At 48.6% G+C, this 22,615-nt stretch carries 16 protein-coding genes, 2 tRNA genes, 2 rRNA genes, 1 pseudogene and 1 riboswitch; of the genes and pseudogenes, 15 read left to right on the top strand and 6 right to left on the bottom strand.

Features of this window, described 5'->3' with window-relative positions:
* Positions 1-22 precede the first annotated feature (22 nt).
* From ACJJJA_RS16965 to ACJJJA_RS16945, 5 genes are all read left to right on the top strand, one after another.
* Positions 23-99, top strand: a tRNA-Ile gene (locus tag ACJJJA_RS16965).
* 27 nt (positions 100-126) lie between these two features.
* A tRNA-Ala gene (locus ACJJJA_RS16960) sits at positions 127-202 on the top strand.
* Positions 203-485: 283 nt separating this feature from the next.
* Positions 486-3,366 (top strand): 23S ribosomal RNA (locus ACJJJA_RS16955).
* 203 nt (positions 3,367-3,569) lie between these two features.
* Positions 3,570-3,685: ribosomal RNA gene (rrf, locus tag ACJJJA_RS16950) — 5S ribosomal RNA — on the top strand.
* 720 nt (positions 3,686-4,405) lie between these two features.
* Complete coding sequence (locus ACJJJA_RS16945) at positions 4,406-6,676, top strand: Ig-like domain-containing protein (RefSeq protein WP_444902839.1); 2,271 nt, start codon at positions 4,406-4,408, stop codon at positions 6,674-6,676.
* A 385-nt stretch (positions 6,677-7,061) separates the two neighbouring features.
* Here ACJJJA_RS16945 and ACJJJA_RS16940 read toward each other — a convergent pair.
* From ACJJJA_RS16940 to ACJJJA_RS16925, 4 genes and pseudogenes are all read right to left on the bottom strand, one after another.
* A pseudogene (locus ACJJJA_RS16940) lies at positions 7,062-7,289 on the bottom strand (thiamine pyrophosphate-dependent enzyme); the annotation flags it as partial.
* Positions 7,290-7,660: 371 nt separating this feature from the next.
* Complete coding sequence (locus tag ACJJJA_RS16935) at positions 7,661-7,807, bottom strand: hypothetical protein (RefSeq protein ID WP_444902838.1); 147 nt, start codon at positions 7,805-7,807, stop codon at positions 7,661-7,663.
* Between the two features lie 125 nt (positions 7,808-7,932).
* Positions 7,933-8,166 carry a hypothetical protein gene (locus ACJJJA_RS16930; protein ID WP_444900156.1) on the bottom strand — a complete coding sequence of 78 codons (234 nt, stop codon included), beginning with the start codon at positions 8,164-8,166 and terminating at the stop codon, positions 7,933-7,935.
* 18 nt (positions 8,167-8,184) lie between these two features.
* Positions 8,185-8,319 (bottom strand): thiamine pyrophosphate-binding protein, encoded by a 135-nt coding sequence (locus ACJJJA_RS16925; RefSeq protein WP_444905259.1) that lies wholly within the window; start codon positions 8,317-8,319, stop codon positions 8,185-8,187.
* Between the two features lie 421 nt (positions 8,320-8,740).
* Here ACJJJA_RS16925 and ACJJJA_RS16920 point away from each other — a divergent pair, with 421 nt between their 5' ends.
* Positions 8,741-10,309 carry a thioredoxin domain-containing protein gene (locus ACJJJA_RS16920; RefSeq protein WP_444902837.1) on the top strand — a complete coding sequence of 523 codons (1,569 nt, stop codon included), beginning with the start codon at positions 8,741-8,743 and terminating at the stop codon, positions 10,307-10,309.
* Positions 10,310-10,387: 78 nt separating this feature from the next.
* Here ACJJJA_RS16920 and ACJJJA_RS16915 read toward each other — a convergent pair whose 3' ends face one another.
* Positions 10,388-11,314, bottom strand: a complete 927-nt coding sequence (locus ACJJJA_RS16915; protein ID WP_444884140.1) for an SGNH/GDSL hydrolase family protein — start codon at positions 11,312-11,314, stop codon at positions 10,388-10,390.
* Positions 11,315-11,587: 273 nt separating this feature from the next.
* Positions 11,588-11,686, top strand: a riboswitch (TPP riboswitch).
* Between the two features lie 85 nt (positions 11,687-11,771).
* On the opposite strand from ACJJJA_RS16915, the gene thiC reads away from it, so the two are divergent.
* From thiC to ACJJJA_RS16880, 7 genes are all read left to right on the top strand, one after another.
* On the top strand, positions 11,772-13,682 hold the full coding sequence (gene thiC, locus ACJJJA_RS16910; protein ID WP_444902836.1) for a phosphomethylpyrimidine synthase ThiC: 1,911 nt from the start codon (positions 11,772-11,774) through the stop codon (positions 13,680-13,682).
* Positions 13,683-13,788: 106 nt separating this feature from the next.
* Positions 13,789-14,865: a glycine oxidase ThiO gene (thiO, locus tag ACJJJA_RS16905; RefSeq protein ID WP_444902835.1), complete on the top strand. Its 1,077-nt coding sequence runs from the start codon at positions 13,789-13,791 to the stop codon at positions 14,863-14,865.
* Entirely contained in the window at positions 14,865-15,065 is a 201-nt protein-coding gene (gene thiS, locus ACJJJA_RS16900) for a sulfur carrier protein ThiS (RefSeq protein ID WP_444902834.1), read from the top strand. Before thiO ends, thiS begins: the two co-directional genes overlap by 1 nt.
* A gap of 2 nt (positions 15,066-15,067) precedes the next feature.
* Positions 15,068-15,874, top strand: coding sequence for a thiazole synthase (locus ACJJJA_RS16895; RefSeq protein ID WP_108734076.1), 807 nt, complete (start codon positions 15,068-15,070; stop codon positions 15,872-15,874).
* 7 nt (positions 15,875-15,881) lie between these two features.
* Positions 15,882-17,435, top strand: a complete 1,554-nt coding sequence (gene thiE / locus ACJJJA_RS16890) for a thiamine phosphate synthase (protein ID WP_444902833.1) — start codon at positions 15,882-15,884, stop codon at positions 17,433-17,435.
* Positions 17,429-18,178 (top strand): HesA/MoeB/ThiF family protein, encoded by a 750-nt coding sequence (locus ACJJJA_RS16885; protein ID WP_444902832.1) that lies wholly within the window; start codon positions 17,429-17,431, stop codon positions 18,176-18,178. Before thiE ends, ACJJJA_RS16885 begins: the two co-directional genes overlap by 7 nt.
* 342 nt (positions 18,179-18,520) lie before the next feature.
* The gene (locus ACJJJA_RS16880; RefSeq protein WP_444902831.1) at positions 18,521-18,994 is read left to right on the top strand and encodes a Dps family protein; all 474 of its coding nucleotides are present in this window, start codon (positions 18,521-18,523) and stop codon (positions 18,992-18,994) included.
* 37 nt (positions 18,995-19,031) lie between these two features.
* On the opposite strand, the gene ACJJJA_RS16875 is transcribed toward ACJJJA_RS16880, so the two are convergent.
* Positions 19,032-19,913, bottom strand: a complete 882-nt coding sequence (locus ACJJJA_RS16875; RefSeq protein WP_444884145.1) for a LysR family transcriptional regulator — start codon at positions 19,911-19,913, stop codon at positions 19,032-19,034.
* 158 nt (positions 19,914-20,071) lie between these two features.
* Between ACJJJA_RS16875 and ACJJJA_RS16870 the strand changes: the two genes are divergently transcribed.
* Both ACJJJA_RS16870 and ACJJJA_RS16865 read left to right on the top strand, forming a co-directional pair.
* Positions 20,072-22,051 (top strand): acetoacetate--CoA ligase, encoded by a 1,980-nt coding sequence (locus ACJJJA_RS16870; protein ID WP_444902830.1) that lies wholly within the window; start codon positions 20,072-20,074, stop codon positions 22,049-22,051.
* Positions 22,052-22,160: 109 nt separating this feature from the next.
* A complete protein-coding gene (locus ACJJJA_RS16865; RefSeq protein ID WP_252082736.1) occupies positions 22,161-22,541 on the top strand; it encodes a hypothetical protein in 381 nt (126 codons plus the stop codon).
* Positions 22,542-22,615 lie beyond the last annotated feature (74 nt).

The following is a 22,615-nucleotide window of genomic DNA, read 5'->3' as shown; positions in this document are numbered from 1 at the left end:
AATTCCCAAGGGTATGATTTATAGGCCTGTAGCTCAGCTGGTTAGAGCGCACCCCTGATAAGGGTGAGGTCGGCAGTTCAAGTCTGCCCAGGCCTACCACTTTCCTCGGAAACACTTATCGAAAATGGGGCTATAGCTCAGCTGGGAGAGCGCCTGCCTTGCACGCAGGAGGTCAGCGGTTCGATCCCGCTTAGCTCCACCATTTCCTAATCCACATTAGAAGTCAGAAAACTGAATTTTTAGCAGTTTCTCGCTGTTTGAGAATAAGAATTCAGCTTTCTGATTTTTACATCAGATGCTCTTTAACAAGGTGAAATAATTTGTAGTAATACACTGCAAGGCGACGTTGAGTATCTCTTTTTTTAGAGAATAATACTCAACATCAAAAATATTGTGTGTCTCTCAAGCACACAATCCGGCGTTCAGGCCAATGATTTATCGTTGAGTCTGAATGTTAAAGTCGTTAGTAGTCGTTTGTGTTGTATGGTCAAGCGACTAAGCGTATACGGTGGATGCCTTGGCAGCTGGAGGCGATGAAGGACGTAGGAGCCTGCGAAAAGTCTAGGGGAGTTGGCACACAAGCTTTGATCCTAGAATGTCCGAATGGGGAAACCCACCTGTTTTACAGGTATCCATAACTGAATACATAGGTTATGGAGGCGAACCCGGGGAACTGAAACATCTAAGTACCCGGAGGAAAAGAAATCAACCGAGATTCCCTGAGTAGCGGCGAGCGAAAGGGGATTAGCCCTTAAGCTCTTTATGTTTTAGTGGAAGGTTCTGGAAAGTACCGCGATACAGGGTGATAGCCCCGTACACGAAAAGGCATTTAGAGTGAAATCGAGTAGGTCGGGACACGTGTTATCTTGACTGAATATGGGGGGACCATCCTCCAAGGCTAAATACTCCCAGCTGACCGATAGTGAACCAGTACCGTGAGGGAAAGGCGAAAAGAACCCCGGAGAGGGGAGTGAAATAGAACCTGAAACCGTATACGTACAAGCAGTAGGAGCCCTTCGGGGTGACTGCGTACCTTTTGTATAATGGGTCAGCGACTTATTGTCTGTAGCAAGGTTAACCGCTTAGGGGAGCCGTAGAGAAATCGAGTCTTAATAGGGCGTTTAGTTGCAGGCAATAGACCCGAAACCCGGCGATCTATCCATGGGCAGGTTGAAGGTTGAGTAACATCAACTGGAGGACCGAACCCACTAATGTTGAAAAATTAGGGGATGACCTGTGGATCGGAGTGAAAGGCTAATCAAGCCGGGAGATAGCTGGTTCTCCTCGAAAGCTATTTAGGTAGCGCCTCGCGTCTCACCCTCGGGGGTAGAGCACTGTTTGGGCTAGGGGGTCATCCCGACTTACCAACCCCATGCAAACTCCGAATACCGAGGAGTGCAATCGCGGGAGACACACGGCGGGTGCTAACGTCCGTCGTGGAAAGGGAAACAACCCAGACCGCCAGCTAAGGTCCCAAATACCAGTTAAGTGGGAAACGATGTGGGAAGGCCCAGACAGCTAGGAGGTTGGCTTAGAAGCAGCCATCCTTTAAAGAAAGCGTAATAGCTCACTAGTCGAGTCGGCCTGCGCGGAAGATATACCGGGGCTAAAACTGGTAACCGAAGCTGCGGATGCTCTTAGGAGCATGGTAGAGGAGCGTTGTGTAAGCCGTTGAAGGTGGATCGGGAGGTCTGCTGGAGGTATCACAAGTGCGAATGCTGACATGAGTAACGACAAGGGAGGTGAAAAACCTCCCCGCCGGAAGACCAAGGGTTCCTGTCCAACGCTAATCGGGACAGGGTTAGTCGACCCCTAAGGCGAGGGCGAAAGCCGTAGTCGATGGGAAACAGGTTAATATTCCTGTACTCGCTATTGCTGCGACGGAGTGACGGAGAAGGCTAGGCCAGCATGGCGATTGGTTGTCCATGTTTAAGGTTGTAGGCTGGGGACTTAGGCAAATCCGGGTCCCTAAGGCTGAGAACTGATGACGAAGCCCACTTGTGGGTGAAGTGGTTGATGCCCTGCTTCCAGGAAAAACTTCTAAGCTTCAGGCAATAGTGAATCGTACTCTAAACCGACACAGGTGGTCAGGTAGAGAATACCAAGGCGCTTGAGAGAACTCTGGTGAAGGAACTAGGCAAAATGGTACCGTAACTTCGGGAGAAGGTACGCCGGTTTTGGTGATGGGACTTGCTCCCTAAGCTGAGGCCGGTCGAAGTGACCAGGTGGCTGCGACTGTTTATTAAAAACATAGCACTCTGCAAACTCGTAAGAGGACGTATAGGGTGTGACGCCTGCCCGGTGCCGGAAGGTTAATTGATGGGGTTAGCTTCGGCGAAGCTCTTGATCGAAGCCCCGGTAAACGGCGGCCGTAACTATAACGGTCCTAAGGTAGCGAAATTCCTTGTCGGGTAAGTTCCGACCTGCACGAATGGCGTAACGATGGCCACGCTGTCTCCACCAGAGACTCAGTGAAATTGAAATCGCTGTTAAGATGCAGTGTACCCGCGGCTAGACGGAAAGACCCCGTGAACCTTTACTACAGCTTTGCACTGAACTTTGAGCCTATTTGTGTAGGATAGGTGGGAGGCTTTGAAGCAGCGACGCTAGTTGTTGTGGAGCCGTCCTTGAAATACCACCCTGGTATGTTTGAGGTTCTAACTCTGGTCCGTTATCCGGATCGAGGACAGTGTATGGTGGGTAGTTTGACTGGGGCGGTCTCCTCCCAAAGAGTAACGGAGGAGTACGAAGGTGCACTCAGCATGGTCGGAAATCATGCAATGAGCATAATGGTATAAGTGCGCTTGACTGCGAGACAGACATGTCGAGCAGGTACGAAAGTAGGTCATAGTGATCCGGTGGTTCTGTATGGAAGGGCCATCGCTCAACGGATAAAAGGTACTCCGGGGATAACAGGCTGATACCGCCCAAGAGTTCACATCGACGGCGGTGTTTGGCACCTCGATGTCGGCTCATCACATCCTGGGGCTGAAGCCGGTCCCAAGGGTATGGCTGTTCGCCATTTAAAGTGGTACGCGAGCTGGGTTTAGAACGTCGTGAGACAGTTCGGTCCCTATCTGCCGTGGGCGTTGGAAATTTGAGAAGAGTTGCTCCTAGTACGAGAGGACCGGAGTGAACGAACCTCTGGTGTTCGGGTTGTCACGCCAGTGGCATTGCCCGGTAGCTATGTTCGGACGGGATAACCGCTGAAAGCATCTAAGCGGGAAGCCTCCTTCAAGATTAGATTTCCCTGACTCCTTGAGAGTCCTAAAGGGCCGTGGAAGACTACCACGTTGATAGGCTGGGTGTGGAAGCGTTGTGAGGCGTTGAGCTAACCAGTACTAATTGCCCGTGCGGCTTGACCATACAACAGAGATGGTTACTAACGACTAGCTAAGCTAGCGGATTGTGGAATGAAAGACACACAATGATCGCTTGCGGTGTATTACTACAGATTGTTTTACCGACTTATTTGGGGTTATCGCCGGTCAACAGACCGAGGCAAACAGCGATAACACGGCAGGCCAAGCAGATTGCTTATAAGACCAATGCCAACCCAAGCCAGTTTGCCTGACGACAATAGAGTTGTGGAACCACCTGATCCCTTGCCGAACTCAGAAGTGAAACGCAGCATCGCCGATGGTAGTGTGGGGCTTCCCCATGTGAGAGTAGGTCATCGTCAGGCTTCTAATCCGAAAAGGGCCACCCAACAGGGTGGCCCTTTTTTTATGTGTAAAAATATTTACAGAAAAAGATAAGATGGGTTGAAGAAAATTGAGTTCTTAATTTGCTTGGTCAATCTTCTGGTTCAAGCTAGCAATACTTCAAATTAAAACTTAACCCCAGTATTGATCATCAATCTGATCTTGATTTTATTTTCCATGACAATAACAAAGGGTTCGACTGCTAAGCAGGCGGGCTTTTTTTATGGATGAAAGAAATATCAGCGAATCGCGATTGGGAATTAAAAATAAAAAAGGGAGATTAAAAGCTTCCGCCAAATTTATCCTCTCAATAATGTTGCTGGATAATCAATGAAGCTTTCTTTGTCCTTTGTTTATGCTGAAGTAATAACTTGAGCTTGGTGTTCTTATAAGAAATTATTTGATCTAAATCTCATCCTGGCCTCATTTTTGTGAGACAGTCGTACAACATAGGCATAAAGAACTTGATTTTAATATAGCGATTCAGGATAGTCGCCCGTTGCCTTTTCTTGTGGGTTGAAGGGTTTTTATCTGCTCTTATACGCAACACGATAGAGGCACGTTAAGGCTTCTCACTTGTACGAGTGGTCGATGATAGTTAAAGACGTATTCAGCCGTGTCGGGGAAGACTATACATACCCAGTTTGGGCAGTGATGGCTGTTGCTGCCATTGGGCGCTAAAGATATTGAAGGATAGTTAGATGCACATTCTTACACTGTACCAATCAATTTCGCGATGGTTTCTATTGCTGGCCATTGCAGTTTCACTAGCCGCCTGTGGTGGTGGTAGTGGCGGTAGCGATGACGGGGCTTCTTCCCCGGATCCAACTTCACCAGAAACAGATCCCTCTTATAGCATTACTGTAGAGCTACGTGACTTAGGTACGGATGAGTTGGTTGAAAATCCCAACCCAGAAGAACCTGTACGCGTCCATGTTACGGTAAAGAGTGACAATGGTGATCCTATTGCCTCAGATAACATAACCGTTACAACAACCTTGGGTGAGTTGAGCCCTGAGAGCGGAATAGTCAAGACCAATGACAGTGGCGTTGCTACTCTGGAACTGGATGTTGAAGGGCAGCAAATTGGCAGTGCTGGAGAGATTGTTGTTGCTTACGATAGCGTTAGTACAGACCAGGCACCCTACTCGCCACTACGATTTAGTATCGAAGAGCCTGCTTTGAAGCTTGGTTATTTGGATAATAACCAGCAGTTTGTGTCGGGTGCCCTGGAGATTCTTGCTCAGAATCTATCTTCTAAGGGGAGTACGCCAGTTAGTGTTTATGTACAAGGTCCTGACGGCAATCTTTACTCTAAGAGGATGCAGGTAGAATTTTCCAGTAATTGCAGCTTGAGCCAACCAGCCGTAGCTACTCTTGATTCTCCGGTTACCACAACGGAAGGTAAGGCAACCTCGACCTATACTGCCGAGGGATGTGAAGGTGAGGATAAGATCACAGCAGCGTTAGCGGCATATCCAAGTATATCGGCCAGCGGCCAGCTTACTGTAATGCCTCCAGAGGTCGGCTCCATTGAGTTTGTAAGTGCAGATCCTACGATAATCTCCATTAAGGGTACTGGCGGTAAGGAAACATCAACGCTGGTTTTTCAGGTTTTAAGCAAGAATGACCTGCCAATAAGTGGAGTTGAAGTTAACTTTTCTTTGTCCACAGAAGTAGGTGATGCGACCCTTACTAACGATTCCGGCACGACCAATGCGGATGGTGAAGTAACTGCACTAGTTTCTTCTGGTACTGTGGCGACGCCGGTTTCAGTAGTTGCCTCAATAACAGTCGATGGCGGGGAGGTTGTCTCCACCGTATCTGATGAGTTGGTGGTCTCTGTAGGCATCCCTGATCAGAATTCTTTTGATGTGGCTGCTACCATTTTAAATCCAGGTGGCGATACTTTTAACGGCGCAACTTCAACAGTTACTGCTTATGCTGGTGATGCTTTTAATAATAAGGTCCCAGATGGTACTGCAATTACTTTTACAACAGAGTATGGACGTATAACTGGATCTTGTACCACGGTTGACGGTAACTGTTCAGTAAATTGGACTAGCCAGGACCCTCGTAAGCCCGAGTCATATACATTTGTTGGTGTTGACGGTCAAGCCCACTCGGTTCGAACCATTAATAACACAGTCTGTCCTGAAACTGGGCTTTTGGGCGTTCCCTGCCCGGTGTCTTTAGGGCAGCCGTATGGTGCTCGCTCAACAATTCTCGCATATGCGTTTGGGCAAGAAACTTTTACAGATGCCAATGGTAATGGACGCTTTGATACCGGGGAAGACTTTACTGATTTACCGGAAGCATTTTTGGATCACAATGAAGATGGTGCGTTCGGGAACTCTGGCAATGCTGGTAGTTGCTATCCTGATTGTCCCGAAGTGGCTGGCGATGAAGATTGGCCTGCTGACTTGAATAATAATGGAGTCTACGATCAGGGCAACGGCATTTACAATGGTGTTCTCTGTTCAGATGAAGCAGAGGCAGATGGAAGTTGCTCGAAAGAACTGATTCATGTACGTAAGCAGGTAGAACTTCTGGTTTCGGGAGATAAGCCATACGGGATATTTGAAACTGCTGAGGGTGATTTCATTACTCAGCCTGATGTGGATATATCGAAAGGTGGAACCGGTTCAGTGCTTTTTTATCTTTCTGATGAATACAACGGCCGCTTGCCCTTGGGGACGAAGATAAATATTGAATCAGATTATTGCGAAGTGTGGCCAGAGGACAATGCAGTTGCTAATACTAGTGACGTTGGCCCTAGTGTTTTTCGTATAACAGTCAATGCCCCAGATAATGCTGAACCGAAAGGTTCTGACTTCGTAAAGGTAGAGGTCAATGTTCCTGCGCGGGAAGGTAGCTCGGACACAGGCATTACCGCGCTCTGGCAGTTCAAGTGTACCTATGATTTGTGTGAAAATTCGCCTGAAGATGAAGCATGTGAGGAAGATTCCTGATCACAGCTTTACACTCATCGGGCCGCTTTAGCGGCCCGATTTCATTTAGTAGGTAGGATTCAAGGCTCTAATGATCGATTTATTTTGCATTTTGTGGATTGAGTACCCTGATAGAGTCGGATATTCGCGCATTAAGGGGCATATAGTGATGCAATGCGATAAGTGATGTAGAGCGCTTCTTATTGGCAGCGAAAAATAATTGAAACAGGTTTTCAGAAATCCTCCACAAGCTCACCCAAATGCTCGGTCAACTTATCATTCTCAGAATAATATACAGGCAGGAAATCACTGGAACTGTGTGGACTGCCAAGGCCTTTTTAAGATTGGTAAGAGCTGACAGTTCTCTTCAATTAAATAACCCTTTGCACCAAAAATTTCAGCATATTTAACAATATGCTTGACCCTGGAAGTCGACATGAAAATGGCGTTTGAGCTCCAGATCCATTTTCCATTTAATAAGCCCATAGCTACTGCCAAAAAAAATTAAAATAATAATGGGAATACTCTCACTAATTGCAGTTTCAACTTCTTGAGAGTTCATCATGAAGCTGCGATCGCCCATCACCGCTAGTACTCTGCACTTAGGGGGGACCAGGTTGATATCAGTAGCATCAGGTAGGGCATAATGGCATGCCTATTAAGAATTAGGAAGGGTGTTGGGCTTGTAGGCTAGGTATAGGCGTGCCATCCACATTTTCTCTACGTAGGTGTCTGAAAGCACAATATCATCTGTTTGTATCGCTTCTTGAAAGTCTGCGACCACCCTTTGGGATTTTATTGGGCAGGCATTGGAGGCTTCGCCATTGTTAATTTATCTGAAAAGAAATTTTTGTATTTTTTAGTCTTCACTGACCAGGTTTGGCTTTTTCAAGCGTGCTCAACATTTGTAAAAAAAAGATTTTGGCTTCTATATCACGGCTAATGCAAATGTTGGCATCAACCTCTGCTGGGAAATTATGATTATGGATGATTTTTTGTCTGCATTTAGGGGTATGGGGTATGGGGTATGGGGTATGGAGGCATCTCATGCAGTTCATAGTCAACACAGATAACAACATCGACACAATCAAAACCAAAATTGGCATAGTCGTAAACTACAATACCCAGAGAGTTTGGATGCTCCTCGGGCATTGCGTTCTTTCCATGAAATGTGCTGGTGAAACTATATTTAGAGCCTCGGAGAATTGAATCTAAGTATCTTAGGTGTTTGCGATTGGAGGGGTGGGATTTAGCTTGGTATTAACAAGCAGGGCCACTTATTTTGGAGTGCCGCCATATCTAAAATGTCTTCGGGAACACACAAGATAATAGGCCCTTGGCTGATCTTCCTGATAGCTTTTGAAAGCTGCACGTACCAGCTCGGAAGTGGATTCTGGATTTGTAATCATCTTTGATGGCTTGGGGATGAGCTCAAGCATCTTTACTAGAGCAATATATTGATACTTTTCTTTAAAAAGCCCGTCGATACCAGCTTGAGCATTGATGGGCACGAGAGGCGTGCTATCCGCTTACGTCTCGGCGATTCCCACTAGCATATTAGTAGCTTCTCGTCCAAGTGTTCCATAGCAGACACCGACGTTCCCAGTTACCAGGCCATACATAACTGTCATAAATAAAGCGGCCTGTTCTGATAAAGTGAGAATAAATCATAAGAGGGCGCCATTTTTTTACATCGATAAAGCGTATATTTTTTCTGAGGGTATTCCAAATATAAATTTAGGCCCTTCATTTTCAAAACAGGAAATCAAAAATACTGAAGCACTAATAGGAATGTCATTCATAGCTAACTCATTAGCTAAGATCTGTTTTTCATCAAATAAGAAAAGTTGGAAGCTGGCCAGCTTCTCATTAAATGTCGATCAGTTTTGCAGGTGTTAGTCGAAGGTATTATCAGTGATGGCGCTAAACATATCTGTCCAGATAGATGTAGATCCATAAAGAAATTTCTGACAGGTAAACGAACAAGGATCACAGTTTTAGGGTGATTTTGGCGCTTATTTTGTAATTGTTAGGTCGCAGATTGTGGGCTTGTTAGGATCGGCATGGAAAATAGGGGGGGGTATAATGAAAAATTATAAACTGAGATTTTGGCTGATTTTATTGGTTATTTTTACCTGTGTTGTTTCTTCGTGTACAGAAGAAGGAAAAGAGGGCTTGCGGAGTTCTAAACCAGGTGTTGGCTCTGAAGTGGTTGCGCGTATTGGCCGTAATAATATTACATTGCAGGATTTGGATAATGATTTACAGCTGGTTTTTTATGATATTGCAGAGCAAAAATATAATTTGCGTTTGGCTAGACTGAATGCCTTGGTGAATGGAAAAGCTAATTTTAGCTCAAAGAGGGATGATATAGAGATTTATCTGAAGTTGCCCGAGCCGCCACGAATTCAATTGCCCGAGAGTTCTAAATTTATTAGGGGTAATCAGGATGCTCCAGTCACCTTGGAGATGTATTGTTCTTACCAGTCTCCACATTGCAAAACGATACAGCCTGTAATACGCCGTCTACTAGAGGTTTATAAGGGTTGGGTTCGTCAAGCGCACTTTGATTTTCCGCTTAAATTTCATCGTGAAGGAATTCAAGCTGCATCTGCAGCGCGTTGTGCGGCGGTGCAGAATAAATTTTGGGAGTATCACGATGCCTTGTATGTTCTAACTCCTGAGTTTGATAGTGATACTTACCTTCAGTTGGCCAAGCAATTGCAATTAGATATTCATCTTTTTGAAGATTGCTTATCCAGTGATAGTCCAAAAGATTTCGTAGTAGGGTCCCGGGATCATGCACTAGATCTTGGTCTTAAAAATGTACCGGTCATTTTTATTAATGGGTTGTATCTGAAAGGGGTGCGTAACTTTGAGCAGTATGCTTTTTGGATAGATAAAGAACTGCAATCTATGGGGATAAAATCAAAAGAAAAGTATAGATGGAAGGATAGCGAAACGATTGATGATAGAAATCTACCGGCTACCAGATTGCCACTAATGTTACTGGGGGTTAGCGAATCAACTGTAGAAGGTAAGTCGAAAGCTTTGATTGCAGTAAAGGAGGCTAGTGCGGAGTATTTCAGTGCAGGGCAAAAAATTTCAGACAATATTTTATTGTTGCGCCTCCACTCTAATTTCGCAGTGATAGAGAGTAGAGGCGGACTGGAAAAGTTACCCTTAAAGGGGAGAGAGGGCGCTGAGGTTTTACTCACCTACACTCATGGACAAAGTGAGGAGTTGAAACGACGTATAGAGCAGCCATTGGGCCCTGGAACTCGCAAGTTGATAGCCTCTTCTGGTGTGCTGACTCTAGGGCAGGCTTGGTTAAGTCGTCACTTGGAGCAGCGACAGGCTTTGGAGGCTAAGTTTACCGAGGCCGAATTGGAAGTTGAGGGACACCATTTGATGCGACTTGAAGGTGTCGCAGATAATGAGTTCTTCACTGCCTTGGGTTTTCAAGAAAATGATGTATTACTGAGAGTGAATGATAGTTGGGTACATAGCGGTCAAAATAAATTGTGGGATGCGCTTTCTAGTGGCCAGCTTATTGATGTGGTCTTTATGAGAAAGGGACTACCACAACGTATACAGTATGTAGTTGAAGAGCTTAGCTACTTTGAGAAAAATTCAAATACAGAAAGAGAATAGTTTAGGCTGTGAGATAAACTTGGGCTCTCATGAAAGCTCTAGTCAGAGAGCCCACTGTTCACCGATTAGGGAAGCTATTTACTTATCGGGATTACCCTGCCAAAAGATATCGGCAACGATATTTTGGCCTTGTACGCTGGGATGGAAACAGTCTCCACCACCCACATCATCCTTTCCAAACTGGAAAGTCCCAGCATTTACCTCATCTTCACCAGTGTATTCCGCTATAACCTCAACACCATTAACACCATTGTAACTTTCGGCTTCTTCGGCAAGAATCTCGTTGTAACGCCGCTGGGCTGCAGTAATCGCATTATAGCGGGTGGTGAAATCCTCTCCGTTCATGATACCGCCGTTGGTTGCAATTCGGCAGATACCAAATGTTGACCAAACATTTTCACAGTCTACTCGGGAGTTTTCCGCCTGCTTCTCCAGGCCTGCTCCACGAAGATCCTGTACCCTAGGTACAGATCCGAGCAGAATGGTGGAACCATTGGGAAGGCCGTCGACGAGTTTATCCAAGCCGGCTTGAACAGCTGAGCGCCATTCATTGTCGGTATATAGTGGGTTATTGCAGTTGGCTGGATCGGCACAATCTCGGTTGCAGATGTCATTCCCGCCAAGAACGATTTCAACATGATCTGCCACATTGGTTTGAGCCAAAATTCGATCGGCCTGTACTGCAAAATTCTTATTACCTCCACGCATCTCGGCACCGGATTCAGCCGCTTTTTTATTTGCAGCGATATTGGGTGAAATAATTTTATATCTATCGTAAATACTTTCTACAGAATTATTGTCACCATCAAACCAAGAGTGTTCCGGTTGATCTCCACCCAGAAGACAAAATAGGTCCCAAAAATACTTATTGCGTGTACAGTCTGCACCGAATGCCATGGTAATACTGTCTCCTGCAGCGACGGATTTTGAAGGGGCTGCCATCACTGATGGCAGCGACATAACACTTAAAAAAAAGACTGCTATAACTCCGTATCTTTTCCACATTGTGATTTCTCCCACACCGACTTTCGTCGTAGATAGTTATTGTTTTAAAGCTATATCGGTGAACCTGAGGAGTTTAGGTTGGTGGGTGAGAGGTGCTACTGTGAATGCGCTAGACTAGCTGGTCAGATTTTAATAAGTTGAAGCATGTTGAAATTCTGTCGTCGAGAACATTAAGTGATTTTGGTTTCACTTCAAATGATGGTTGTTGTCAGACCTAGATACGGCTCTTTGATAGACCACCTATTCATATTCGATGGCTTCCTCTATACTGCGCATTACTTGTCGGAGTGCCTGTGGGCTGAGATCGCTGTTGCGAGATCCGTTGAACCTGATCGGGGTAACCCCCGCGTAGGGAACAAGATCTGAAGTCGCCTGTTTTTTTACATTTTGGCGTCTTTTCTCTTTGTACGTGCCCTGGATGCTGCGACCTTTAAATTCCCAAGTTTTAAGGTTACGCATGTCTGAGATCATTGAACAATCCGGTAAAGCCGGAAAGTCCTCCCGCGCTGCCAGTCGCGATTCCGCTAAAGAATTTCTTGAGAATCTCACGGTTCAGTCTTTTCCCAATTCGCGCAAGGTGTTTTTGCCTGGTGAAACCCCTGGTATCCAGGTTGGCGCTCGCCAGATTTGTCTTGGGGATAGTGTGGTAGGTGGGGATGCCGATAATCCTATTCTAGAACCCAACGCGCCTCTCACCGTATACGATACCTCCGGGCCATATTCAGAGCCCAATTTTAAAGTCGATGTACGCCAAGGTCTGCCCAAGCTACGCAAAGGCTGGATAGAGACACGAGGAGATACTGAACAGCTGGATTCACGCCAGGCGGCCTACAGTCAGCAGCGTATGGCGGCCCAGGGACTGGATCACATTCGCTTCGAAAAGCTTCCCAGTCCGCGCAGAGCCAAGCAGGGACGTAATGTATCGCAAATGCACTATGCCCGCCGTGGCGTTATCACGCCGGAGATGGAGTTTGTTGCAGTCCGTGAAAATATGGGACGCATAAAGTTAGCGGCAGAGATGAGTGAGAGTGAATACCAAAAAGCGCGTGATGGTATTTACATCCCGGAACAAATCACGCCGGAATTTGTTCGTAGGGAAGTTGCAGAAGGACGCGCAATTATCCCAGCGAATATCAATCACCCGGAAGTGGAGCCGATGATTATCGGGCGCAACTTTCTGTGTAAGGTGAATGCAAATATCGGCAATTCCGCTGTGACTTCTTCCATTGAAGAGGAAGTGGAAAAACTGGTTTGGTCTACCAAGTGGGGGGCAGATACGGTAATGGATCTGTCTACCGGAGCCAATATCCACGAAACTCGCGAGTGGATTCTGCGCAACTCACCAGTCCCCATTGGTACCGTACCCATTTACCAAGCATTGGAAAAAGTAAATGGAATTGCCGAAGACCTCAACTGGGATGTTTTCCGAGATACCTTGATTGAGCAAGCGGAACAGGGAGTGGATTATTTCACTATTCATGCCGGCGTGCTCTTGCGCTATGTACCACTCACAGCCAAAAGAATGACCGGGATAGTGTCTCGTGGTGGTTCCATCATGGCGAAGTGGTGTCTCGCTCATCACAAGGAGAATTTCCTCTATACCCACTTTGAGGAAATCTGCGAGATTATGAAAGCTTATGATGTGAGCTTTAGCCTTGGTGATGGCCTGCGTCCGGGCTCCATCGCCGATGCCAATGATGAAGCTCAGTTCGGTGAGCTGCATACGCTTGGTGAATTAACCGAAGTTGCCTGGAAGCACGATATACAGACCATGATCGAAGGCCCTGGCCATGTGGCTATCCATAAGATCAAAGAAAATATGGATGAGCAGTTGAAGCACTGCCACGGTGCCCCCTTCTATACTCTTGGCCCATTAACGACAGATATTGCTCCCGGTTACGACCACATCACTTCCGGCATAGGTGCAGCGCTTATCGGCACCTATGGTTGCGCCATGCTCTGCTATGTGACACCCAAAGAGCACCTAGGCCTACCCAATAAAGAGGATGTTAAAGAGGGGCTGATGGCTTATAAGATTGCGGCCCATGCCGCAGACCTGGCCAAGGGGCATCCATGGGCACAGAAGCGCGATGACGCTCTGTCAAAAGCCCGCTTTGAATTTCGCTGGGAAGACCAATTCAATCTTGGTCTGGACCCGGAGCGCGCGCGCTCTTATCACGATGAAACCCTGCCGAAGGAATCCGGCAAGGTAGCGCATTTCTGCTCCATGTGTGGGCCTAAATTCTGTTCTATGAAGATTACTCAGGATGTGCGCGATTACGCAGCCAAGCAGGAGGCGGAACGCGGGATGGAAGAGATGGCAGTTAAATTTAAGGATATGGGCAGCGAGATTTATCACAAGGGCTGATCGGGTGTTGGGGGAGGGTAACTCCCCCAGCATATTAGAAATACAGTGATGTAAAAGGAGCTTGCTATCGCTGGTATCCAATTGGAATTGTGAAGATAGGTAAGCTGTGTCAAACGAAACCAAAGCCAAAGTGGCTATTGCCGGTGGCGGCCTGTTGGGGCGATTACTCGCCTGGAGGCTCTGTCAGCTTGATGTAGATATTACCCTGTTTGAGGCCGGTAACTTATCGGAATCAAAAGGTGGAGCCTGTTGGACAGCTGCGGGAATGATCTCGCCTTTATCGGAGCTGGTACATAGTAATAAACACATTTATAGCCTGGGGTTAAAAAGCCTTGAGCTTTGGTCTGAGTGGGTCCGGCAGCTAGAGAAGCAGAGCGGGCAGGACGTGGAATACCGCCGAGCGGGCTCAGTGCTGGTGGCGCATGGCAAGGATAAAAGCGAGCTGCTGCAATTTCTGCGGGAACTACAGGGTAAGCTTGGCGAGTCTGCCAGGGTGCAGGTGCAGCCCCTCGATAGCAATACTTTAGCGAAATTAGAGCCTTGCTTACATGGCTTTGAACAAGGGCTTTACCTGCGGGGTGAGGCGGATATCAATAATCACCGCCTATTGCCCGCGTTACTCAGGGTGTTGCACCGAGGTGCTGTCACTCTGCGAGAGCACAGCAAGGTAAATTGCGAAGCCGGGTATATCTCTGTGAACTCGGAGCGCGAACAATTTGATTGCGTGATCGACTGCCGTGGTCTCGGTGCCAAGGGACAGATTGAAGGCTTACGCGGTGTCCGTGGTGAGGTGATGGTGGTGGAATCCCGGGAAGTGGTTTTGCAGCGTCCAGTGCGCCTGCTCCACCCACGCTATAAGCTCTACGCTGTACCCCGTAGCGATGGACGCACTGTAATTGGTGCTACGGAAATTGAGAGCGAAGACCAGTCGCCCATTTCCGTGCGCTCCAGTATGGAATTGTCTTCCGCGCTTTACTCCCTCAACCCGGCTTTTGCCGAGGCTCGTATTGTTGAGACCCGCGTAAATTGTCGCCCCGCCACTATGGATAATATGCCTTATATCCACAGCGAGGATGGGCTGATTAGGGTGAATGGCCTTTACCGTCACGGTTATCTTTTAGCGCCGGCAGTAGTGGAGCAAGTGGAGAATCAAGTGGCACAACAACTGTTACAGGGGGTTTGATGCAGGTACTAATTAATGGGGAAACACAGAGCCTTGAATCCCCGCTAAAACTCTCTGCGCTTTTACAGCAGCTCGGCTATCGCGGAGAAACGTTTGCCGTTGCGATCAACGGTGGATTTATTCCCCGTACGGAATATAGCAGTACACAGATAAATAACGGCGATAGCCTGGATATTGTTGCTCCGGTAGTGGGGGGGTAAAGGTGAGCGATCTATTAACACTTTACGGAAAAACATTTAACAGCCGGCTTTTGGTGGGCACCGCCCTGTATCCCTCCCCAGCGATTATGCGCGAATCCGTGCAAGCCTCAGCTTCAGAAATTATTACTTTGTCTCTTCGCCGGCAAAATCCGGCACAGCAGCAGGACAATCGATTTTGGGATTATATTCGCGAGTCCGGTTGTCAGTTGTTGCCCAATACCGCCGGTTGTAAATCGCCGCGAGAAGCGGTGGAGCTGGCAAAAATGTCCCAGGAAATTTTCCAGACCGATTGGCTCAAGCTGGAAGTGATTGGTGATGATTACAATTTGCAGCCAGACCCCTTTGGTCTGGTAGAAGCTGCGCGGGAATTAATTCAGTTAGGCTTCAAGGTTTTGCCTTATTGCACAGATGACCTGGTTCTGTGTCGAAAACTATTGGATGTGGGTTGCGAGGTATTAATGCCCTGGGGGGCTCCCATCGGTACCGGGCAGGGACTGCTCAATAAATATAACCTGCAAACACTGCGCGAGCGTTTGAGTGATGTACCGCTTATTATTGACGCCGGAATCGGTGCGCCATCACAGGCGGCAGAAGCACTGGAGATGGGCTTTGATGCGGTGTTATTGAATACCGCGATTGCAAAAGCCCAGGATCCGGTACTGATGGCTAATGCTTTTAAACTGGCTGTGGAATCCGGGCGCGCCGCCTTTAATGCCGGCTTGATGCTCAGGCGTCAAACTGCCAGCCCCAGCACCCCCACCCTGGATATGCCTTTCTGGCAGCAGGCAGAGAGCATATTGCAGGATTAGTATTTTTATGCGCGATCAACTCCAATTGAAAAAGCCAATTGTCTGGACCATTGCCGGCAGTGACTCCGGCGGTGGCGCCGGTATTCAGGCGGACCTGCTGACTTTTGCCGACCTCGGCTGCCATGGTTGCAGTGCTATCACGGCCAATACTGCACAGAATACGGTGGAAGTTACTGCAATTAATGCAGTTTCCCTAGAGGTCTTGGGTTCTCAGTTACAGGCTTTACAGCGGGATCTATTTCCTGCCGCAATTAAAATCGGTCTGCTAGCGAATGCTGAACAAGTTGTTGCGGTGGCAGATTTCCTGCGCCAGCTGAAAGCGGTGCAGCCGGTTCCGGTTATTTACGACCCGGTTGCTGTTGCTACCAACGGAGCCGGGCTCACCGAAGGGGATATTACCGCAACGGTGTTGGCTCAGTTGATGCCACAGTGTGATCTGGTCACTCCCAATTTACATGAATTGGAATGGCTTAGCGGAGCCAGTGTCACGGGTGCGGAATCTATTGTGCAGGCTGCGCGTCAGTTGCACGCTCACGGCGGTACCGCAATTTTAGTTACCGGCGGCCATACGCAATTGCGTGCGGGAGAAGTTGCCGACTTACTGTGGGATGGTGAAAAAGCCGATTGGTTTATTGGCCGGGAAGTGTCCAGTACAGGCACACATGGCACCGGCTGCACCCTGTCCTCCGCTATCGCCGCTTGCCGCGCTTTGGGCTACCCGTTGCGAGATGCCTGCGTTGTGGGTAAAGCCTATGTTCAGCGGGGCTTGCGCCGGGGAAATAATGCACATATCGGCGCTGGTGCTGGACCTGTAGGCCACTGTGGCTGGCCCCTGGATTTCATCGACTTCCCGGAGATTTTGGTGCCGGGAGAAGAGCGTGCGCTGGATTATGGCTTTGGTGCAGCCCCGCCTCTTGTTCAAGGGTTTGCCCAAACAGACTCTCAAGCATTGGGTTTATATCCGGTTGTGGATACAGTGGAGTGGTTGCAGCGCCTGGCTGAGCTGGGGGTGCGTACTCTACAGTTGCGAATAAAGAATCCGGGTGGGGACCTGCGCGCACAGATTGAGCGTGCAGTGGCTATTGGCAGGACGTATAACCTGCGCCTGTTTATCAATGATTACTGGCAGTTGGCGATTGAGTGCGGCGCCTACGGTGTGCATTTGGGCCAGGAGGATTTGCAGGCTGCTGATCTGAGGGCAATTCAAGCGGCAGGATTGAAGCTGGGTATCAGTACTCACGGCTTCTATGAATTACTGTTGGCCTACCGTTATCGCCCCAGCTACTTGGCGATTGGTGCAATTTATGCGACCAACACCAAGGATATGTCGGATCAGTTGCAGGGCGTGCAGAAACTTGCGCGAATGGCCGCGCTATTGCCCGGATATCCACTCGTGGCAATTGGTGGTATTAATATGCAACGGGCCGGTGAGGTTATCGCTAGTGGCGTTGGCAGTATCGCCGTGGTCAGCGCTATAACTAAAGCGGAAGATTACAAGCAGGCGGTTGCCGATTTTAATGTCCTGTTGAAAGGTAAGCATGCGGAAGTAGAGCCATGTTAAGTAGTAAGGAATTACAGCGTTACAGTCGCCAGATAATGTTGCCCCAAGTGGGTGAAGAGGGGCAGAAAAAACTGTCTTCTGCTCGAATTATGATTGTTGGTTTAGGTGGGCTCGGCAGCCCGGTAGCGATGTATCTGGCCGCAGCCGGTATTGGAGAGCTGCACCTGGTAGACGGTGATCATATCGATCTCTCCAATTTACAGCGCCAGGTTTTGTACAAAACCAATCACCAGGGAAAATCCAAAGCCATGGTGGCTGCACAACAATTGGCTGCAGCCAATCCAACTATTCGCATTCACCCCCACAGCCAAATGGCGAATGAATCCTGGCTGCGTGAGCAGGTAAAACAGGTGGATCTGGTGTTGGACTGCACCGATAACCTGGAAATCCGCCATACGATCAACCGGGTTTGTTATCAGGCAGGGTGTCCGGTGGTAATGGCATCGGTGCAGGGGTTTTCCGGCCAGCTGATTAGTTTTGATTTTTCTGAAGGAAAAGGTCCCTGTTATGCCTGCCTGTTTCCGCCCCAGGAGCAGGCTGAAGTCCAGAACTGCGCTACAGCAGGGGTGATCGGTCCTGCATTGGGGGTCGTTGGCAGTATGCAGGCTCTGGAGGCCATGAAGTACCTGATGGATTTGCCGGTATCGAGCTTGAATAAATTGCACTTAATCGAGACGGAAACCTTAGCTCTGCAAACTTTGCAGCTGCCGAGTCATAGTAATTGCCCGGTTTGTAATACCTAGCTAACTTTGTTTTCTCTTAAATTTTTCTTTCTGTAGATTGAAATAGTGCTAGCACTATAAGTGTATGCATAACCAACATGTTTTATTTATTTTTTCTTTTTGGCGGATTAATTAACTTTTCAGTTTGGACACACAGTTGTTCCAGGGCAGGATACCGCTAGATTCAAGGCATGTTCCGAGTTAGTTGCCAGGATAAATATGTTTGTCTTTTTAGTGTCTTATAAACTTGGCTCGGCTATATAGATAAGCTATCAACCCGATAGCTTGTGGTAAAACCATAAAGCTATCAGAATGGCAGTGTAACCATTTCGGTGGCAAAGTCTTGGAAGAGGGATTTGTTTAATGAAAAAAATTGATATTGGTATTAGTGAAAAGGATAGGGAAAAGATTGCTGGCGGCCTCAAGCACTTGCTGGCGGATAGCTACACTCTATACCTGCAAACGCACAACTTCCATTGGAATGTTACCGGGCCATTTTTTCGTGAACTACACCTGATGTTTGAGGAGCAGTACAACGAACTGGCTACGGCGGTAGATGACATTGCAGAGCGAATTCGCACTTTGGGTGTTTCTGCACCGGGCACCTATCAGGCTTTTGGACAGCTGAGTTCTATTGAAGAAATTGTAGAAGTTCCCGCAGCAGAAGATATGGTGAAAATTCTCACCAAGGGCCATGAGCAGGTAATAAAAACTTGTCGCGATGTATTAAAGGCCGCGCAAAAGGGCGAGGATGAATCGACTATTGCCCTGGTATCTGACCGTATGCGTGTGCATGAAAAAACTGCCTGGATGCTGCGCGCTACCAGTAGTAAATAGTTACTGGCACTCTGGGTAAATTACTATTCTGTAGTGGCTATTGCCCGGTGAGTAATTCCAGGAAAGCGCTGGCGGGTGCAGAGAGGTTACCGCGGCTTTTAAATAGTGCGCCAACTTCTTGCATTACCGCCGGTGCGGTAAGAGGCAAGCAGATTAAACCGTACTCTCGCATTTGTGCCTCACAAAGGCTTGGTACAGCACTGATTCCCAAGCCCGCTCTGACCAGCTGCCCGATAGTACTAAGCTGGTTAGCTTCACAAATATATTGAGCAGCTTGTCCACACTGGTCAAAGGCAGTATCCGTCCAGCGTCGCACTGCCGATCCACGGTTCATCGATATAAAAGGATGAGCGGCCAAGTCGCGCCAGCGTACGGCCTTCTTTTCCGCCAATATGTGGTCTTCTGGCATTATTGCGATAAAACGGTCGTGTTCAATGGGTGCGAACTCCATGCCACCTAGTTCGTCCGGGCGAAAGCTAATGCCCAGCTCCGCGCGTCCCTCCTGTACAGATTCTACAACCCGCTCCATAACCACATCTTCCAGCACAATATTGATTTGTGGATATGTCAGGTGAAAGTTAGCTAATAGAGCGGGTACTCGGTTTAAGGCGAAAGCGGGGATAACTGCCAGTTGCAGTTGTCCACGTTCCAGGCGGAAGCGCTGCTGTATAGCATCCAGTGATTGATCCCAGCTGTTAAGTAGTTGCTCCGCACGAACCAGGAACTCACGCCCTTCTGGGGTCAAGACCAGTTGGCGGCTATCGCGGCTAAATAGAGGCCCTCCAGCGGCCTCTTCCAGATTGCGGATAGCCACGGAGAGCGCCGGCTGGGAAGTGTGTAACTGGGCACTGGCCTGCGCCAGACTGTGGCTGCGGGCTACAACAACGAAGGCGCGAAGCTGTTTAATGGTGGCGCTCACTATGGCTCCGGATACATTCTATGAATGTTAAGCTTTATTTAATAAACCATCGAAAGATTAAAATAGTTTAAAGTTGTCGGGCAAGGCATGATTGCCGCTTTCGCCCTGGCGAAGGTCAAACAATCACCAAGAATAATGAATCTACAAGGTCTGCTGAGATGAAGGACAACGCACAAGCCCTTTGGCAACCGAGCCCCAAGGCCGTAGCCGCCACCCAAATGGATGAGTTTCGTCGCCTGGTTAATGTGAAACACCAGCTGCAGCTTGAAGACTACAGTGCGCTTTACCAGTGGTCTGTAGAAGAGCGTGAGGTCTTCTGGAGCGACTTATGGGATTTCTGTGAAGTGCAGGCCAGTGCGCGTGGAGAAGAGATCTTGGGCCGCGATAACATGCCGGGTGCTGAGTGGTTCCCCGATGCACGACTCAATTTTGCCGAAAACCTGCTGCGCTACCGCGACGATAAGACGGCTTTGGTTGAGCGCCTGGAGAATGGCAGCCGCCGCCAGCTCAGCTACGCGCAGCTATACGGTCGGGTAGAACGCTTGGCTTCGGCCCTGGCGAATCAGGGCATATCCGAAGGGGATCGTGTAGCTGGCTTTATGCCGAATGTGATGGATACCGTAGTGGCGATGCTGGCAACCACCAGTCTTGGCGCTATATGGACTTCCTGTTCGCCGGATTTTGGTATCAATGGCGTGTTTGATCGTTTCGGCCAGGTAGAACCGAAGGTGCTGATCGCCTGCGAAGGTTACTTCTACAACGGCAAAGTGATCGATTCCCTGCCGCGATTGCGCGAGATAGTGGCCCGTATCGACTCCATTGAGAAGCTGGTAGTGGTGCCTGTTGCCCGCTCGCAGGAAAAAGCGGCTCAGGTACTAGCAGCAGAGCCGCTGGATAAAGCGGTGTTGCTACAGGAGTTCGAAGCCACAGCACCTGAGCGCGAGCTTACCTTTGTTCAGACCGCTTTCGATCACCCCCTATACATCATGTATTCCTCAGGAACTACTGGGGTGCCGAAGTGCATTGTGCACGGGGTGGGTGGCACCTTGCTTCAACACCTGAAGGAGCATCGCCTGCATTGCGACTTGCGTCGTGAGGATTCCCTATTCTACTTCACCACCTGTGGCTGGATGATGTGGAACTGGCTGGTAAGTGGCTTGGCTTGTGGTGCAACCCTGGTGCTGTTCGATGGCTCTCCCTTCTATCCAGAGGCTAGGGGCTTGTGGGATATGGCGGATGAGGAGGGCATCAGCGTATTTGGCACCAGTGCCAAGTATATCGCCGCCTTGGAAAAGAGCGGCTGTAAGCCCCGCGAAAGCCACAAATTGGAGAAGCTGCGCGCGGTACTGTCTACAGGCTCGCCACTGGCTCATGAAGGCTTTCTATATGTCTACCGAGATATAAAGGAGGATCTGTGCCTGTCTTCTATTTCTGGAGGCACGGATATTATTTCCTGCTTTGCCTTGGGTAACCCTGCGTTGCCAGTTTATGCGGGAGAACTTCAGTGTCGAGGATTGGGCATGGCTGTGGAAGTCTGGAATGACGATGGCAAGCCGGTAACTTCAGAGAAGGGGGAGCTCGTGTGTGCCAAATCTTTCCCTTGTATGCCGATCGGTTTCTGGAATGATCCCGATGGGGCGAAATATAACAGCGCCTACTTCGAAAATTGGCCGGGAGTTTGGGCACACGGCGACTATGCAGAAATTACTACCCATGGAGGAGTGATTATTTACGGTCGTTCCGATGCGGTACTGAATCCCGGTGGGGTGCGTATTGGTACTGCCGAGATCTATCGCCAGGTAGAGAAAGTTGAGGAGGTGCTTGATAGCATCTGTATCGGTCAGCAGTGGCAAGACGATGTACGGGTTGTACTGTTTGTGGTGTTGCGCGAGGGCGTAGAGCTGAATGATGATCTGGTGCAGAGAATCCGCTCCACCATTCGCGCTAATACGACCCCGCGCCACGTACCCGCCAAGGTGATTCAGGTGGCCGATGTTCCGCGTACTATTAGTGGAAAAATTGTTGAGTTGGCGGTTCGCAATGTCGTGCATGGTAAGGCGGTTAAGAATAAAGAAGCCCTCGCCAACCCAGAGGCTCTGGCACTCTATGAAAATTTGCCAGCCTTGGCGGAAGACTAAAGAGATTAAGGGGGGGAGGGCGCGTAGACGGGCGTCATTTTGTTTGACTCGGTTCTGCGCTACCCTTGCCCTGTAGTAATACCAATAAATTCAAGGCAGAAGAGCAAGTATGGTTACCTATCTCTACTGGGCAGCGGTTATCGCTCTGGTTATTCTCTCCCTCTTTGCTGGCAGCCGCATGGGCAGCTTGAAAATTGGCGCCATTGTGGCTGCAGTTTTCTTCTTTGCAGGCTGGCTGGCTTATTACTTCCACTATGAACAGGTCTTTGTAAAACGCTTCGGTGGTGTGATGCGTATTTCTGTACCTGACGGTTACCGGCATATTGGCGCCACCTGGAAAGAGGATAACCTCTGGATCGAGAACTACGACCCCAAAACCAATCAATGTATTTTTACTGAATACTCCAAGGGCAATATTCTCGAGGGGCGGGTGATTATCAAAGACTGTAATCCGTTACTTGGCAGCCCGAGCACTAGCAGCCAGCCATAAACCATTTGCTTTCTCTCCGCCGGCGATTAAAACGGGACTATTAGCTATTTCGTCTCTCGTCGGCAAACTCTACC

The sequence above is a fragment of the Microbulbifer mixtoriginis (SeqCode) genome (genome assembly GCF_052466865.1).
The sequence above is the reverse complement of the archived record's forward strand: the minus strand, read 5'-3'. Positions and strand labels throughout refer to the sequence as shown.

Excerpts from the sequence above, each read along its gene's own strand:
- ACJJJA_RS16945 (WP_444902839.1), top strand. The coding sequence starts at position 4,406 with ATGCACATTCTTACACTGTACCAATCAATTTCGCGATGGTTTCTATTG.
- ACJJJA_RS16935 (WP_444902838.1), bottom strand. The coding sequence starts at position 7,807 with ATGCCCGAGGAGCATCCAAACTCTCTGGGTATTGTAGTTTACGACTAT.
- ACJJJA_RS16920 (WP_444902837.1), top strand. The coding sequence starts at position 8,741 with ATGAAAAATTATAAACTGAGATTTTGGCTGATTTTATTGGTTATTTTT.
- ACJJJA_RS16915 (WP_444884140.1), bottom strand. The coding sequence starts at position 11,314 with ATGTGGAAAAGATACGGAGTTATAGCAGTCTTTTTTTTAAGTGTTATG.
- thiC (WP_444902836.1), top strand. The coding sequence starts at position 11,772 with ATGTCTGAGATCATTGAACAATCCGGTAAAGCCGGAAAGTCCTCCCGC.
- thiS (WP_444902834.1), top strand. The coding sequence starts at position 14,865 with ATGCAGGTACTAATTAATGGGGAAACACAGAGCCTTGAATCCCCGCTA.
- thiE (WP_444902833.1), top strand. The coding sequence starts at position 15,882 with ATGCGCGATCAACTCCAATTGAAAAAGCCAATTGTCTGGACCATTGCC.
- ACJJJA_RS16885 (WP_444902832.1), top strand. The coding sequence starts at position 17,429 with ATGTTAAGTAGTAAGGAATTACAGCGTTACAGTCGCCAGATAATGTTG.
- ACJJJA_RS16880 (WP_444902831.1), top strand. The coding sequence starts at position 18,521 with ATGAAAAAAATTGATATTGGTATTAGTGAAAAGGATAGGGAAAAGATT.
- ACJJJA_RS16870 (WP_444902830.1), top strand. The coding sequence starts at position 20,072 with ATGAAGGACAACGCACAAGCCCTTTGGCAACCGAGCCCCAAGGCCGTA.
- ACJJJA_RS16865 (WP_252082736.1), top strand. The coding sequence starts at position 22,161 with ATGGTTACCTATCTCTACTGGGCAGCGGTTATCGCTCTGGTTATTCTC.